Origin of the sequence: Dankookia sp. GCM10030260 (assembly GCF_042666655.1) — a bacterium.
Classification (GTDB): Bacteria; Pseudomonadota; Alphaproteobacteria; order Acetobacterales; family Acetobacteraceae; genus Paracraurococcus.
Window position 1 is genome coordinate 23,954 of the sequence record NZ_JBHTDE010000003.1, and the last position, 14,974, is coordinate 38,927.

At 71.6% G+C, this 14,974-nt stretch carries 13 protein-coding genes; 11 read left to right on the forward strand and 2 right to left on the reverse strand.

Translation table 11 applies throughout. The annotated features are described in order from the left end of the window. Positions 1 to 10 precede the first annotated feature (10 nt). Genes aepY through ACFQS7_RS11790 form a run of 3 tightly spaced genes read left to right on the forward strand, consistent with a single transcriptional unit; the run spans position 11 to position 3,263 of the window. Positions 11 to 1,183 carry a phosphonopyruvate decarboxylase gene (gene aepY, locus ACFQS7_RS11780; protein WP_380067266.1) on the forward strand — a complete coding sequence of 391 codons (1,173 nt, stop codon included), beginning with the start codon at positions 11 to 13 and terminating at the stop codon, positions 1,181 to 1,183. After that, positions 1,180 to 2,169: a lysylphosphatidylglycerol synthase domain-containing protein gene (locus ACFQS7_RS11785; RefSeq protein WP_380067267.1), complete on the forward strand. Its 990-nt coding sequence runs from the start codon at positions 1,180 to 1,182 to the stop codon at positions 2,167 to 2,169. The genes aepY and ACFQS7_RS11785 overlap by 4 nt, the downstream gene beginning before the upstream one ends. Continuing rightward, entirely contained in the window at positions 2,166 to 3,263 is a 1,098-nt protein-coding gene (locus ACFQS7_RS11790) for a 2-aminoethylphosphonate--pyruvate transaminase (protein ID WP_380067268.1), read from the forward strand. Before ACFQS7_RS11785 ends, ACFQS7_RS11790 begins: the two co-directional genes overlap by 4 nt. Before the next feature lie 8 nt (positions 3,264 to 3,271). Here ACFQS7_RS11790 and ACFQS7_RS11795 read toward each other — a convergent pair whose 3' ends face one another. After that, positions 3,272 to 3,856 (reverse strand): CDP-alcohol phosphatidyltransferase family protein, encoded by a 585-nt coding sequence (locus ACFQS7_RS11795; RefSeq protein ID WP_380067269.1) that lies wholly within the window; start codon positions 3,854 to 3,856, stop codon positions 3,272 to 3,274. A 158-nt stretch (positions 3,857 to 4,014) separates the two neighbouring features. Between ACFQS7_RS11795 and ACFQS7_RS11800 the strand changes: the two genes are divergently transcribed. Then, complete coding sequence (locus ACFQS7_RS11800) at positions 4,015 to 6,591, forward strand: MMPL family transporter (RefSeq protein ID WP_380067270.1); 2,577 nt, start codon at positions 4,015 to 4,017, stop codon at positions 6,589 to 6,591. Between the two features lie 1,018 nt (positions 6,592 to 7,609). On the opposite strand, the gene ACFQS7_RS11805 is transcribed toward ACFQS7_RS11800, so the two are convergent. Further along, entirely contained in the window at positions 7,610 to 8,083 is a 474-nt protein-coding gene (locus ACFQS7_RS11805) for a hypothetical protein (protein WP_380067271.1), read from the reverse strand. Here ACFQS7_RS11805 and ACFQS7_RS11810 point away from each other — a divergent pair. The 7 genes from ACFQS7_RS11810 to ACFQS7_RS11840 are packed head-to-tail and all read left to right on the forward strand — an operon-like array spanning position 8,083 to position 14,203. Next, a complete protein-coding gene (locus ACFQS7_RS11810) occupies positions 8,083 to 8,457 on the forward strand; it encodes a hypothetical protein (protein WP_380067272.1) in 375 nt (124 codons plus the stop codon). The genes ACFQS7_RS11805 and ACFQS7_RS11810 overlap by 1 nt on opposite strands. A 45-nt stretch (positions 8,458 to 8,502) precedes the next feature. Further along, a complete protein-coding gene (locus tag ACFQS7_RS11815) occupies positions 8,503 to 11,304 on the forward strand; it encodes a monovalent cation/H+ antiporter subunit A (protein WP_380067273.1) in 2,802 nt (933 codons plus the stop codon). After that, complete coding sequence (locus ACFQS7_RS11820; RefSeq protein WP_380067274.1) at positions 11,304 to 11,636, forward strand: Na+/H+ antiporter subunit C; 333 nt, start codon at positions 11,304 to 11,306, stop codon at positions 11,634 to 11,636. Before ACFQS7_RS11815 ends, ACFQS7_RS11820 begins: the two co-directional genes overlap by 1 nt. Next, positions 11,633 to 13,150 (forward strand): monovalent cation/H+ antiporter subunit D, encoded by a 1,518-nt coding sequence (locus ACFQS7_RS11825; protein ID WP_380067275.1) that lies wholly within the window; start codon positions 11,633 to 11,635, stop codon positions 13,148 to 13,150. Before ACFQS7_RS11820 ends, ACFQS7_RS11825 begins: the two co-directional genes overlap by 4 nt. Beyond that, complete coding sequence (locus ACFQS7_RS11830) at positions 13,147 to 13,629, forward strand: Na+/H+ antiporter subunit E (RefSeq protein ID WP_380067276.1); 483 nt, start codon at positions 13,147 to 13,149, stop codon at positions 13,627 to 13,629. Before ACFQS7_RS11825 ends, ACFQS7_RS11830 begins: the two co-directional genes overlap by 4 nt. Beyond that, positions 13,623 to 13,892 (forward strand): K+/H+ antiporter subunit F, encoded by a 270-nt coding sequence (locus ACFQS7_RS11835; protein ID WP_380067277.1) that lies wholly within the window; start codon positions 13,623 to 13,625, stop codon positions 13,890 to 13,892. The genes ACFQS7_RS11830 and ACFQS7_RS11835 overlap by 7 nt, the downstream gene beginning before the upstream one ends. A gap of 5 nt (positions 13,893 to 13,897) precedes the next feature. Beyond that, positions 13,898 to 14,203, forward strand: a complete 306-nt coding sequence (locus ACFQS7_RS11840) for a Na+/H+ antiporter subunit G (protein WP_380067278.1) — start codon at positions 13,898 to 13,900, stop codon at positions 14,201 to 14,203. Positions 14,204 to 14,974 lie beyond the last annotated feature (771 nt).

Below are 14,974 nucleotides of genomic sequence, written 5' to 3' on the forward strand. Positions count from 1 at the left end.
TGCCGCCCCGATGATCACCGCAAGCGACTTCCTGGCCGAGGCCGGGCACGCCGGCTTCGACTTCTACACCGGCGTGCCGTGCAGCTTCCTCGACCCGCTGATCAACGGCGTGCTGTCGGCGCCGGGCCTCGGCTATGTCGGCGCCGCGAGCGAGGGCGAGGCCGTCGCCATCGCCGCCGGGGCCTGGCTGGCCGGACGCCGCACGGTGGTGCTGTGCCAGAATTCCGGCCTCGGCAACGCGGTGAACCCGCTGACCTCGCTCAACGCGCCGTTCCGCATCCCGACCCTGCTGCTCACCACTTGGCGCGGCGAGCCCGGCATCCCGGACGAGCCGCAGCACGCGGTGATGGGGCGGATCACCCAGGACCTGCTTGCGGTGATCGGCGTCCCCCATGCGCCCTTCCCGGCGTCGCGCGAGGCCCTGGCGCCGGCCTTCGCGGCGGCCCTCGGCCGGATGGCGGATACCGGCCTGCCCTTCGCCTTCGTCATGCGCAAGGGCGACGTGGCCGAGCAGCCGCTGCACGCCCCGGCGCGGCCGCTGCCCGCGCCGGGGCGGCGGGCGGATTTCCCCGCCGCCGGGGAACGGCCGAGCCGCGCCGCGGCGCTGGAGCGCTTCCTGCAATTGGTGCCGGACCAGGCCGCGGTCATCGCCACCACCGGCAAGACCGGGCGGGAGCTCTTCACCCTCGCCGACCGGCCGCAGCACCTCTATCAGGTCGGCTCGATGGGCGGGGCGAGCGGCATGGCCCTCGGCGTGGCGCTGAATGCCGCGGGGCCGGTCTTCGTCCTGGATGGCGATGGGGCGGCGCTGATGAAGCTCGGCAGCCTCGCCACCATCGGCGCCTATGCGCCGGGCAACTTGGTGCATGTCCTGCTCGACAACGGGGTGCATGATTCGACCGGCGGCCAGCCGACCGTCTCGCCCTCGGTCGATTTCGCCGGCGTCGCGCTGGCCTGCGGCTATGCCTATGCCGCCGGCTGCGCGACGCTCGACGGGTTCGCGGCGGCGCTGCGCGACGCGATGGCCGTCCCGGGCCCGGCGCTGATCCACGTGCGCATCGCCCCGGGCTCCATGGCCAAGCTCGGGCGTCCCACCGTGACCCCGCCGGAGGTGGCGCTGCGCTTCAAGGCCTTCCTCGCTGGTCGCGCGGCGGCAGGCGGGGGCAAGCCGTCCGCCGCGTGACCTGGTCGAACCTCGTCACGCTGGTCGTCGGCCTCGCGGTCGCGGGCATGCTGTTCGCCGCGAGTGATCCGGCCGAGATCCTTCGCCTCCTGGCCGGCGCTTCCTGGGGGATGTTGGGCGTCATTCTGCTGCGGCTGCCGCAGATCCTCGCCTCGGCGATCGGCTGGGCACCCCTCATTGAACCGTTGCAGCGCCCAGGATGGGCGGCGCTGTTCCGCCTGCGCTGGATCCGCGATGCGGTGAACGCGCTGCTGCCGGTGGCGCAGGTCGGCGGGGACGTGGTGCGGGCACAGCTGCTGATCCGCCGCGGTGCCGCCACCGTGCCGGCGACGGCGGGCGTGGCAGTGGACGTTGCGACCGAACTCGCCGCGCAATTCGCCTTCGCGGCGATCGGCCTGGCGGTGCTGTGGCAGCTGCCGCACCAGGGGGCCGCCGCCGAATGGGCGGTGGCCGCGGTGGCGGTCCTCGGCCTCATGGCGGCGGGCTTCATGGCGGCACAGCGCTGGGGCCTGTTCCGCCTGGTGGAGCGGCTGCTGCCGAGGCTGGCGCGGGGGCGCCACACGATGGCCGGGCTGCACGAGGCGGTGGTCGGGCTCTATCGCCGGCCCCGGCGGCTGTGGGCCAGCGTGGCGGCGCATCTGGCCTCCTGGCTGCTCGGCACCCTGGAGACCTGGCTGGCCCTGCGGATCCTGGGCATCGAGGCCGGGCTGGCCGAGGCCCTGGTGATCGAGAGCCTGGGGCAGCTCGCCCGCAGCCTCGGCTTCATGGTCCCCGGGGCGGTGGGCGTGCAGGAGGGCGGCTTCGTGCTGGCCTGCGGGCTGTTCGGCATCCCGCCGGAGCAAGCCCTGGCCTTCGCGCTGCTGCGCCGGATCCGCGACGTCGCGCTCGGCCTGCCCGGCATCGTCGCCTGGCGCTGGGAGGCCGCGCGCGCGCCGGCACCGCGCTTCGCCATGACCAGCATCGCAGCAAGGACGTCGCCGCCATGACCCAGCAGATCCTGCTGACCCCTGGCCCGCTCACCACCCGCATCGAGACCCGCCAGGCCATGCTGCGGGACTGGGGGTCGCGCGACCCCGCCTTCATCGCCCTGACGGCCGAGCTGCGCACCCGCCTGCTGGCCGTGGCGGAGGGCGGGCCGACCCATGCCTGCGTGCCGCTGCAGGGCTCCGGCACCTTCATCGTGGAGGCCGTCCTCGCCACCCTGCTGCGGCCCGCCGACAAGCTGCTGGTGCTGGTCAACGGGGCCTATGGCGAGCGCATCGCCGCCATCGCCCGCCGCATGGGCCGCGCCGTGGAGATCCTGCGCTGGCCGGAGGACCGGCCGGTTGAGGCCGCGCGGGTCGCCGCCGCGCTGCGCGCCGATCCTGGCGTGACCCATGTCGCGCTGGTGCATTGCGAGACCACGACCGGCCTGCTCAATCCTTTGGCCGGGATCGCCGCCGCAGTAGCGGATGCGGGTCGGCACCTGCTGCTCGATGCGATGAGCAGCTTCGGCGCGATCGACATCGACCTGCGGACGCTGCCCCTCACTGCCGTCATGGCCTCCTCCAACAAATGCCTGGAAGGCGTGCCGGGCATCGGCTTCGCGCTGATCGAGCCAGCGGCGCTGGCGGCGGCCGAGGGCGTCAGCCCCTCGCTCAGCCTCGATCTGCACGCGCAGTGGCGCGGCCTGGAAAAGGACGGGCAGTGGCGCTTCACCCCGCCCGTGCAGGTCGTCGCGGCGCTGGTCGAAGCGTTGCGGCTGCTGGACGCGGAAGGCGGCCCGCCCGCGCGCCTGGCGCGCTATGACGGGAATTGCCGCACCCTGGTCGCCGGCATGCGTCGCCTTGGCTTCGAGCTCTACCTGGAGGAGGCGTTGCAGGCGCCCATCATCGCCACCTTCCGGATGCCGCGGGACTTCCCGCTGGGCTTCGCGGCCTTCTATGATGCGCTCGCGGCCCGCGGCTTCCTGATCTATCCCGGCAAGCTGACCCAGGCCGAAACCTTCCGGATCGGCTGCATCGGCGCGATCGACCGGCAGGATATCCAGCGACTGCTGGCGGCGGTCGAGGCGACCCTGGCCGCCCCGGAGGGTGCCTGACGCCGCCCCTAGGAAGGCTGCGCCCCGCGCAGCCCCAGCCAGAGGGCCGCGAGCGGCGTGATCACCGCGGCCGCCACGATCATCGGCAGCGCGGCCCCGGCCCAGACGAAGACGGGGACCAGGATCAGCGCGTCATCCGGATCCACCACGAGGCCGGGCCAGGGCTCGTAGCCACGCGGCTGCGCCAGCCGCAGCCCGAAGAGCTGCCAGAACAGGGCACCGATCCCGGCGCCCGCCACGGCGCCCAGCACCGGGCCGGCCAGGCCGAGCGTGTCGTGCAGCCCGATCCCGATGCCGACCATCGCCACCACGTTGGCGGCGCAATCGCTGGCGATGTCGTACCGGTAGCCGAAGGGGCTGGACTGCCCGGTCTGCCGCGCAAGCTCGCCATCCGCCCGGTCCAGCAGCATGGAAAACACGAAGATGGCACCCCCGATGGCAGGCCAGACGCCACCGCCGACGGCGAAGGCGCCGGCCGCCACGACGCCGGTGACGAGACGGAGCGTAGTGATCTGGTTCGGGGTCACGCCAAGCGGCGCGATGGCTCGGACTGCCGGGCGGACGATGCGATGAATCAGCGTGTTGACACTCAACTCGGGCTCCTTCGGCCACTGCCGCACGGCGACGCCCGGACGCGGCCGGGCAGGCGCAGGATGGACTGCCCGCTGCCCTTGCAGGGTAATTCAGCCGGGATCAATGGCCGGCCCCCGCGCCCTGCGGGTCCTCCCCCCGGCCATGGGGGGCATCGGTGATGGCGGACCTGCCGCTCGGCGGCCGCATCGTCGCGGCGAGTTGCCGCCGGCCCTGGCTCGTCCTGCTGCTCGCCCTTGCCTTGGGCCTGGCCGCGCTGCTGGTCACGGTGCGCAACTTTGCCATGACGACCGATACGACCGAGCTGATCTCCCCCGACCTGGACTGGCGGCGGCAGCGGGCCGCCTTCACCGCGGCCTTCCCCCAGCATGTCGATTCGATCCTCGCGGTCATCGATGCCGCGACGCCGGAGCAGGCCGACACGGCGGCCGCCGCGCTGGTCGCCCGGCTGCAGGCCGATCCGCGGCATGTCAGGCGCGCCTGGCAGCCGGAGGGCGGCGCCTTCTTCGAGCGCCACGGCCTGCTCCTGCTGCCGCTGGCCGATGTCCAGGCGATGACGGAGCGGCTGATCGCGGCGCAGCCCCTGCTCGGCACCCTGGCGGAGGATCCGAGCCTGCGCGGGGTCATGGCCAGCCTCTCGATGGTGCTGGAGGGCATCCGCCGCGACGCGGCCGGCCCGCAGGACATAGACCCCATGATGACGGCCCTGGCCGATACGATCGAGGCCGCGCTGGCCGGCCGGCCGGCGCATTTCTCCTGGCAGCGGCTCCTCGCCGCGGCGCCTGCCCGGGCGCATGACGCCAGGCGGTTCGTCCTGGTGCAGCCGGTGCTGGATTTCGCCGCGCTGGAGCCCGGGGCGGCGGCCAGTGCCGCGATCCGCCAGGCAGCGCGCGAACTCGGCCTCGACCCCACGCAGGGCGTGAGGGTACGGCTGACCGGCGCGGTGCCCCTGGCGGACGAGGAATTCGCCACCCTGGCGGGGGACGCGACGCTGATGACCACCGTCATGCTGGCGTCGCTGCTGGTCATCCTGTGGCTGGCCGTGCGCTCGGCGCGCTTCGTCACGGCCATCCTGGCGACGACGCTGCTCGGGCTGTTACTCACCGCGGCCCTGGGCCTGCTGGTGGTCGGGCGCTTCAACCTGATTTCGGTCGCCTTCATCCCGCTTTTCGTCGGGCTCGGCATCGACTTCGCCATCCAAGTCTCTGTGCGGTGCCGCGCCGAGCAGCTGGCGCATCCCCGGCTGGCGGATGCGCTGGCGGCAGCGGGCGCGGGCCTTGGACGATCGCTCACCCTGGCCGCAGGGGCGATCGCCGCCGGCTTCTTCGCTTTCCTGCCGACCAGCTATGTCGGCGTGTCCGAACTCGGCGCCATCGCCGGCCTCGGCATGGTGATCGCCCTGGTGATGAGCCTGACCGTCCTGCCGGCCTTGCTCATACTGCTGCGCGCCCCGCCGGGCGGTGCCGCGGAAACCAGCTTCGGCCTCTTCGTGCCGCTCGAAGGCCAGGTCCGCCGGCACCGGCGCTGGGTGCTGCGCGTCGCTGCCCTGGCCACGCTGTGCTCGGCCATGCTGCTGCCGATGCTGCGCTTCGACTTCGACCCGCTCCATCTGCGGGACCCGCGGGCGGAATCCATGGCGACCCTGGCCGATCTGATGGCGGACCCCGACCGGACGCCGAACACCATCGACATTTTGGCGCCGTCCCTGGCCGAGGCCGAGGTGCTCGCCGAGCGCGTGGCGGCGCTGCCGGAAGTATCCCATGCCATCACCCTCGGCAGCTTCATCCCCACGCGGCAGGAGGAAAAGCTCGCTTTCATCGAGGATGCCGCGATGCTGCTGGGGCCGACGCTCGATCCCGTCGCGCCGCGGCCGCCGCCGACGGATGCCGAGCTGGCGCAGAGCCTCAAGGAGACCGCGGCGGCGCTGCAGCGGATGCCGGAGCCGGCGGATGCGGCACGCCGACTGGCCGGTCTGCTGGAACGCCTGGCACAAGCACCGATGGCGCCCCGCATGGCCGCGGCGGCCGCGGTGGCTGAACCGCTGGATGCGCTGCTGCGGCAGACGCGCGGCCTGCTGAAGGCCGGCGCGGTGACGCAGGAGACCCTGCCGCCCGATCTGGCCGCGGACTGGACGACGCCGGATGGCCGCGCCCGGATCCTGGTGCTGCCGCGCGAAGGCGCCGGCGACAATGCCGGCCTGCGGCAATTCTCGGACGCGGTCCAGGCCGTTGCGCCTGATGCAACCGGAACCCCGATCATCATCCGGGAGGCCGGGGACAGCATCGTGCTGGCCTTCCTGCAGGCGGCTGCACTTGCCACGCTGGCGACGGCCCTGCTGCTGGGCATGGCGCTCCGGCGGGCCGGCGATGTCGCGCTGACCATGCTGCCGGTGCTGCTGAGCGGCATGCTCACGCTGGCATCCTGCGCGCTGCTTGGCCTGCCGCTGAACTTCGCCAACATCATTGCCTTGCCCCTGTTCCTCGGCATCGGCGTGGCCTTCAACATTTACTTCGTCGCGGCCTGGCGTGCCGATGAGGCGGCGCTGCTGCATGCAAGCCTGATGCGCGCGGTGGTCTTCAGCGCGTTGACGACTGCGACCGCCTTCGGCGCCCTTTGGCTGTCGAGCCATCCGGGGACGGCCAGCATGGGCAGGCTGCTGATGATTGCGCTGGGATGGGAAATGGCGATCACACTGCTATTCCGGCCGGCATTGTTGGCGCAACCGCCAACCGGGTAGTGGGTCCTCTCGGACGCTGCATTCAGGTGCTCGTCCGCCACACGGTGCTGTCGCCTGTCGGGCGGTACCCCGTCGCACCAAGCGATTGGGGGCCATCCGGGATCATGTGGTTTGCCGGCATGAGCTTCGAAGCACGCGGCGGACGGACGCCCGGCGGAGGAGGCGGAGCGCGCGGCGGTTCGGGCACTCCCGATCCCTGGCCCATCGTCGGCAGCGATCGAGCCAGGCGATGGTGCGCTTGGACGATCCAGCGCGCTTGACAATCTCGAACCTCACGTGGCGACGGGTGCCGTGCAAACCGGCCTGGAAGTCCAGCAGCCTGGACCATGGCCTGCATCAGCCAGGCTGAAGGCTCGACCAGGACGTGCCGATTCTTGCCCTTGATTTCTTGCGCGCGGTGTAGCCCGGGGGGCTTGTGCGAGCCCCCGTTTTTCCACCCGCTTCACGCTCTGGCTGTCGATGATCGCCGCCGTTGCGCCGGCCGTGCGCCCGGTCCGCGCCCGACACCGCATTTGATAAACGTGGTAAATGCGATCGAGCATCGGTCCTCGTCCCAGCGTCGCAGGCAATCGTTCGCCATACTTCGCGGCGGCGGGTCCTTCGGCAGCCCCCCCCAGTGGCAACCGGTGCTCAGGATGTGCATTCCCCGATCCACCGCTGCCTGACCTACCCACCGCGCGTGGGTTGCCGCCGCGCGTCGCGGGCAGGATCAGAGATCGCCGACTTCTTGTCGGCCAGATCTTTCGGGCAGCGTTTGAAGTCATATCCCGGCCTGTTCCCGGGCGGCCACATGCCCGTGGTCCTTTCGACTCCCGCCCGCCACTGCCGGTCGCCACCAATTCAAATGAGTCGTCTCGCTTCCGGACGGGCAGCACGACGTGCGGGGCCGTGGACAATCTGGCATGTCGCTTCCGCCAGGGCCCCGGCGGTCGCCCGAGGGAAACACATTTCGAAACATGATTTGGCTTAACCAATCTTTGCCGCTGACGTTATGCATTAACAAATTTTCATTCGAGGTTTAGGCGTGCTGGCCCAGTTCAACACCGACGACAAGGTCCAAGGTCGTGCTGCCTTGGCGGCGCGGTTCACCGGCCAACTCACCAGCGTCGAGGTGCGTCTCGGCGATGAAAGCCCGACCCGATCCGGCAGCAGCACGGACCAGCGTTGCCTGCTGCTGACCATCACCGCCGACCGCGTCCGGCTCGACGAAGCCGTCCGCCACGGCCTGCGGGAGGACACGGCGGCTGGGCTGCCCGGTTCGTTCGCCGAGGCCACCAACGCGGATTCGGATCAGGAGAACCCGCAGCAGACCAGCCCGGCCAACCGGCCCCAAATCGTGGCCAATGCCGTCACCCCGGCGCAGGTCCAGGGCGACAGCCCGGAGGACCGCCGGCAGGAGCAGCTGATCGGGTTCACCGGGCGCGTCGCCGCCGCGCTGGATGCCCGCGCCTTCGCCGACCTGCTTTCCGCCATTCCGGTAAGCTCGGGCCATTGCTTGCCGGGGCGGTCGCGGTCGATCCCGAGGCGCTCGACCGCGATGCCCTCCATGCTGTCGCTCACGGCGTGCCGCAGCCGCGCTTCGCCGCCCGCCGGCAACGCGCGGCCGAGCACCTGGAGGCACGGCCTTGCCACGACGACCGAGGGGTGGCGCTCGAATTGCCGGCGATCCTTGATGCCGCCCGGATCGGTCGTATCAGCACGCTGCTGCTCGTCCGGGAGGCGGCGCGGCCGGCCGGTCGCTGCGAGGGGACGGAGCCACTCGATGCCTCGGCAGCCGGCGCGCCGCGGCATGACGGCGATGTGCAGGTGCTGACGGACGATGCTATCCCCGCTGGCGCTGCCGCCGCGGCGATCCTGCGGTACTGACCACTCGGCCCGGACATGACCGGGCCTTTGGCCTGAAGGGACAAGATGGACCATCCTGGCTTGGCCCTGGCGATCCTGGCGCTGTTCCTCGGCGCCGGGTCGGTTCCCGTGCTGGCACGCTTCGGCCGGGCAGTGGCCGCCTGGACGGCGGCGGCGGCGCTGGCCGCCGCAGCGCTGCCGCTCGTCCCGCTGGCCGCCGGCGTGCTCGACGGGGAGGTGGTGGTCCAGCGCCTCGCCTGGCTGCCGGACTGGGGGCTCGACCTGGCTTTCCGCTTCGATGGGTTGGGGTTGCTCTTCGCCATCCTGATCCTCGGAATCGGCGCGCTCGTCATCCTTTATGCCGCGTACTACATGCCGCGGCAGGATGGGCTCGGGCGACTGTTCGGGCTGCTGCTGGCCTTCGCCGGCGGCATGCTCGGCGTCGTGCTGTCCGAGAACCTGCTGCTGCTGGTGATCTTCTGGGAGATCACCAGCCTCTCTTCCTTCCTGCTGATCGCCTACAAGCATGACGCCACCGATGCGCGGATCGCCGCGCGCATGGCGCTGGCGGTGACCGGCGGCGGCGGCCTGGCGCTGCTGGCCGGCGTGCTGCTGCTGGGCCGCATCGTCGGCAGCTTCGAACTGACCGAGGTGCTGGCGTCCGGCGACCTGATCCGCGCCGACCCGGCCTACCCGGTGGCGCTGGTCCTCGTGCTGCTCGGCGCCTTCACCAAGTCGGCGCAATTCCCCTTCCATTTCTGGCTGCCGAACGCGATGGCCGCGCCGACCCCGGTCAGCGCCTACCTGCATTCGGCGACCATGGTGAAGGCGGGGGTCTTCCTGCTGGCGCGGCTGTACCCTGCGCTGTCGGGCACCGACCTGTGGTTCGCGCTGGTCAGCGGCACCGGGGCGGTGACGCTCGCTTATGGCGCCTATGTCGCGCTGCTGAAGCACGACCTGAAGGGTCTGCTCGCCTATTCGACCATCAGCCATCTCGGGCTGATCACCCTGCTGTTCGGTCTCGAGACGGAGCTGAGTTCGGTCGCGGCGGTCTTCCACATCATCAATCATGCGATCTTCAAGGCGTCGCTTTTCATGGCGGCCGGCATCATCGAGCATGAATCCGGCACGCGCGACATGCGCCGACTCAATGGTCTGTTCCGCCTGATGCCGGTCACCGCCGTGCTCGGCATCATCGCCGCCGGATCGATGGCCGGGGTGCCGCTGCTGAACGGCTTCCTCAGCAAGGAGATGTTCTTCACCGAGGCGGTCGCGCAGCCGGCGCTGGCCGGCTACGCCTATGCGCTGCCCGCCTTCGCCACCGTCGCGGGCATCCTGTCTGTCGCCTATTCCGTGCGCTTCGTGCACGACGTCTTCTTCACCACCGGCCCGGCCGAGATGCCGCGCACGCCGCATGAGGCGCCGCGCTGGATGCGCGCCCCGGTCGAGATCCTGGTGGCGCTGTGCCTGGTGGTCGGGTTGCTGCCGCAGTTCTCCGCCGGCTGGCTGCTGCACGTCGCTTCGGCGGCGATGCTGGGCGGCCCGCCGCCGCCCTATACCCTGGCGATCTGGCACGGCTTCAACCTGCCTTTCGCCATGAGCCTGCTGGCCCTGGCCGGCGGGCTCCTGTGGTACCGCCAGCGCCGGTTCTTCTACGACCTGCACGAACGCTACGCGCCGCGGATGACCAGCCCCGCGGCCTTCGAGCGCGTCTTCAACGCCACGGCCATTGGCGCACGCTGGCTGCTGGCGCGGCTCGACAACGTCAGCCTGCATCGCTACCTGGCGCTGCTGCTGGTCTTCAGCCTGGGCCTCGCGGGCTTCGCCTGGCAGGGCGCGGCGCCGGCGGCGCTGGCCGGACCGCTGCCCGCGACGCCGGCCGATCCGCTGGCCTTCGGTGCGCTCGGGGCCCTGATCTTCGGCGTGCTCGGAGTTGTCGTCTGGCATCGCCGGCGGCCGCTGGCCATCGTCGCCGCCAGCGTGGTCGGGCTGGTCGTCTCGCTGGTCTTCGTCCGCTTCGCGGCGCCAGACCTAGCGCTGACCCAGCTTTCGGTCGAGGTGGTGACGATCGTCCTGCTGCTGCTCTCGCTGCGCTTCCTGCCGGAGGAAGCGGCATCCCGGCGGCGTCCCGGCCGCGCCACCGCCGACGCGGTCCTCGCCATCGCCGGCGGTGCGGGGGCGGCGGCGCTGGCCTATGCGATGATGACGCGACCCTTCGAGACGATCTCCGGCTGGTTCGCCGCCAATGCCGTGGCGGGCGGCGGCGGCACCAACGTGGTCAACGTGATCCTGGTCGATTTTCGCGGCTTCGACACGCTTGGCGAGGTTTCGGTGCTGGCGCTCGCGGCGCTCGGCGCGCATGCGCTGCTGGAGGGGCTGCGGCTGCGCCCGCAGGTGCCGGGACCCGACCGGCCCGGTGACATGCACCCGATCATGCTGGCCATGCTGATGCGGCCGCTGCTGCCCCTGGCGCTGGTCGTCGCCTTCCACATCCTGCTGCGCGGCCACAACCTGCCGGGCGGCGGCTTCATCGCCGGGCTGATCACCGGCGTGGTGCTCATCCTGCAGTACCTGGCGGTCGGCATCGACATGACCGCGCGGCGGCTGCGGCTCGACCATGTGCGGCTCTTCGCGGTCGGGCTCGGCCTCGCCGCGGCGACCGGGCTGGCCAGCATGGCCTTCGGCCTGCCCTTCCTCACCAGCACGCATGGCTATCTCGGCATCCCGCTGGTCGGGCCGGTGCACCTCGCCTCGGCGCTGGTCTTCGACCTCGGCATCTACCTCGTCGTGGTGGCGACGGTCCTGCTGGTGCTGACGGAGCTCGGGCGGTTGAGCCAACGGGAACTCGCCCCGGGGAGCACTGGCTGATGGAAGCGCTGCTGGCGACCGGCATCGGCGCCCTGGTGGCGGCCGGGACCTGGCTGGTGCTGCGGGAACGCAGCTTCAGCGTGGTGCTGGGCCTGACCCTGCTCTCCTACGCCGCCAACCTCTTCATCTTCGCCGCCGGGCGGCTGGCACCGGTCGCCGCGCCGCTGGTGCTGGACGACGCCGGGCCCCTCGCGGATGCGCTGCCGCAGGCCCTCGTGCTCACCGCCATCGTCATCAGCTTCGGCATGACCGCCTACCTGGTCGCCCTGGCGCTGCGGGCCGTGGCGGAAACCGGCACCGACCATGTCGACGGCCGCGAGGACCGGCCATGATGCACCTGCCGCTGCTACCGGTGCTGGTCCCGCTCGCCGCGGCGATCCTGATGCTGGCCCTGCACCGCGCCGACATCCGTCTCGCCCGCGGCATCGCGCTTGTCTCGGTCGGCGGCCTTGCCGTCGTCGCCGTGCTGCTGCTGCGCCAGGCGGCGGGCGGCACGGTGGCGGTGGTGGCGCTGGGCAACTGGCCGGCCCCCTTCGGCATCGTCTTCGTCGCCGACCGCCTGGCGGCGCTGATGGTGGCAACCACGGTGGCCATTGCCGTGCCGGCGCTGCTGGCCGCCTGCGGCGGGATCGACCGCGGCGGGCGGCATTTCCACCCCTTCTTCCAGATGCAGCTGGCCGGGCTGAACGGCGCCTTCCTGACCGGCGACCTGTTCAACCTGTTCGTCTTCTTCGAGCTGCTGCTGATTGCCTCCTACGGCCTGCTGGTGCATGGCGGCGGCGCGGCGCGGGTCCGCGCCGGGCTGCATTACGTCGTGCTGAACCTGGCTGGCTCGGTCCTCTTCCTGATCGGGCTCGGGTTGCTATACGGCACGCTCAACCTCGCCGACGTGGCGGAACGCCTGGCCACGGTGCCGCCCGGGGATGCTGCGCCGCTGCGGGTGGCCCTGGCACTGCTGGTCGCGGTCTTCGCCTTGAAGGCGGCATTGCTGCCGCTGGGCTTCTGGCTGCCGCATGCCTATGGCGCCGCCTCGGCTCCCGCGGCCGCCCTTTTCGCGGTGCTGACCAAGGTCGGCATCTATGCGCTGGTGCGGCTGTCCTCCGTGGCGTTCGATGCGGCGCCCGGCGCCGGCCTATTCTCCCCCTGGCTGCTGCCGATGGCGCTGGCGACCGTCGCGGTGGCGACCGCGGGCGTGCTGGCGGCGAGGCGGCTCGCCGCGATGGTGGCGCATCTGCTGCTGCTCTCGACCGGCATGCTGGCAGCGGCGCTGGCGGAGGGCGGCATGCCGATGCTGGCCGCGCTGCTGTACTACCTGCCGCATACCACCCTGGTCAGCGCCGCGCTGTTCCTGCTGGTCGGGCGTATCGCCGCCGCGCGTGGGGAGGCCGGCGACCGGCTGATACGCAGCGCGCGGATGCCGGGCGATGCCTGGCTCGGCACCGCCTTCCTGGTGCTGGCGGTGGCGGTCAGCGGCCTGCCGCCGCTGTCGGGCTTCCTCGGCAAGCTGATGATGCTGAGCGCGGCGCCGGCGACCGCCGCCGGCTACGTGCTCTGGGCGGTTTTCATCCTCTCGGGCTTCGTCGCCGCGCTCGGCTTGGCGCGGGCGGCGAGCACACTGTTCTGGGAACGCGGCCGCGTCGAGGTGCCGCTGGTGCCTGCGGCGGGCCGCGCCGCAACCTGGGCGCTGCTGCTGGCGCTGGGCTGCGTGCCGGCGCTGGTCCTGGGGGCGGCGCCGCTCTCGGCCTATGCGCGCGCCACCGCGGAGCAGCTCGCGGCGCGGCAGCCTTACCTGCAGGCGGTGCTGCCGGGCGGCGTCGCGGCGGTGGCGCGGGAGGTCCGGCCATGAGGCGCATCCTGCCGCAGCCCGTGCTGAGCGGGCTGATCCTGGGCCTCTGGTTGGTGCTGGCGCCGGCGCTGAGCCTCGGGCAGGTGCTGATCGGCCTGTGGCTGGCGCTGGTGCTGCCCTGGGCGACGCGCGGCTTCTGGCCGGACCGCCCGCGGCTGGCGGATTGGCCGGCGGGGCTGCGCCTGACAGGCGTCGTCCTCACCGACATCGTCGTCGCCAACGTCGAGGTCGCGCGGCGGGTGCTCGGTCCGCCGTCCCGGCTGGCGCCGGCCTTCCTCGAGGTGCCACTCGCCATCGAGGACCCCTTCATCGCCTCGCTGCTCGGCAGCATCATTTCGCTCACCCCGGGGACGGTCTCCATCGAGATCGACCGCGGCGTGCTGCTGGTGCATGCGCTGCACGTGGACGACGCGGCGGCCGCCGTGGCCCGCATCAAGTCCCGCTATGAAACGCCGCTCAGGAAGGTGTTCGCATGTTGAGGCTCGTCCTCCCTTTCGTGATGGGCATGGTGGCGCTCGCCATGCTGCTCAACCTTTGGCGGCTGGCCCGCGGGCCGGGAATGCCGGATCGGATCCTGGCGCTCGACACGCTGGGCATCAACACCATAGCGCTGGTCATCCTGCTCGGCATCGCGCGTGGCCATGCGGTGTTCTTCGAGGCGGCGCTGATCATCGCGGTGATGGGCTTCGTCGGCACCGTGGCGCTGTGCAAGTTCCTGCTCTCCGGCGACATCATCGAGTAGCCGCCATGCTGTCCGAGATCATCGTCAGCCTGCTGCTGCTGGTCGGCGGCGGCTTCACCCTGCTGGGCTCCTTCGGCTTGGCGCGGCTACCAGACTTCTTCATGCGGCTGCACGGCCCGACCAAGGCGACCACGCTGGGCGTTGGCGGCATCGTCATCGCCTCACTGCTGCATGTGGGCGCCGAGGAGATCAGTTCCGGCCTGCGTGAACTGGCCGTCACGCTTTTCCTCTTCATCACCGCGCCGGTCACCGCGCATCTGCTCTCCAAAGCGGCCCTGGCGGAACGGCGGCGGGCAGCGAAGGACCAGTGACCGAGGCAGCGATGCTGCCCCGGCGCGCCCTGCCTTGCTGCCATGGACGGCCCTGACAAGCGTTGCGGCCTGCGGGACGCGCTCGGGCAAGAGCCGGAGGACGCTCGGTTTCGGCGTCCGCTGCCGGGCTCGGCCTACCGGACCGGCTGGGGCAGGCCGCGCTGGACGCAGGGCAGGCGTCCAGCGCGGCCGGTGGACCGGCCATATGTCCGTCAAGCGCGCCGGCCCCGAGGACGAGACGAACCACGGCGACAGGGACGAATACACCGAACATCACCTACGCAACCGTGCCGGCAGCCGCAGCGGTTCCGGTGAAGCCGGGCGCGCCGGCGATGAGCGCGATGACGGCGCCGGCAAGCATGCCACTTTCTTTGTCGCATCGATAAGCGTTGTACGATGCCGGCCACGGCGCTCGGGCATGCCGCTCCGATCTGCGCCGTCAATCGGAAAGCGGTGAACCCGCCGCCTTGGCTGGTCCGTCGCGGGGCTTGGCGGATTGACTGCCGGGCATCTGCCCGACACCCGCCCACGGTGCTCACCGGCTGGCTCCGCCGTCGCGGCGGCTCGACCCAACGCGGCTGCGGTCTGTCCGCACCCTGCTGCACATGGACCTGCGGCTGCACACGACATCCCAGACAGTCCCGCCACGACGCGCCGTCCGCGGCCAGGGGTGGGACGCTACAGCCGATCAGCCGGATCGCCCGGCGCGCTCGCCCGCCTGCGTCAGCATCTTTGGCCTGAGCATGTCGTCACCTCGGCCGAAGGCATCGA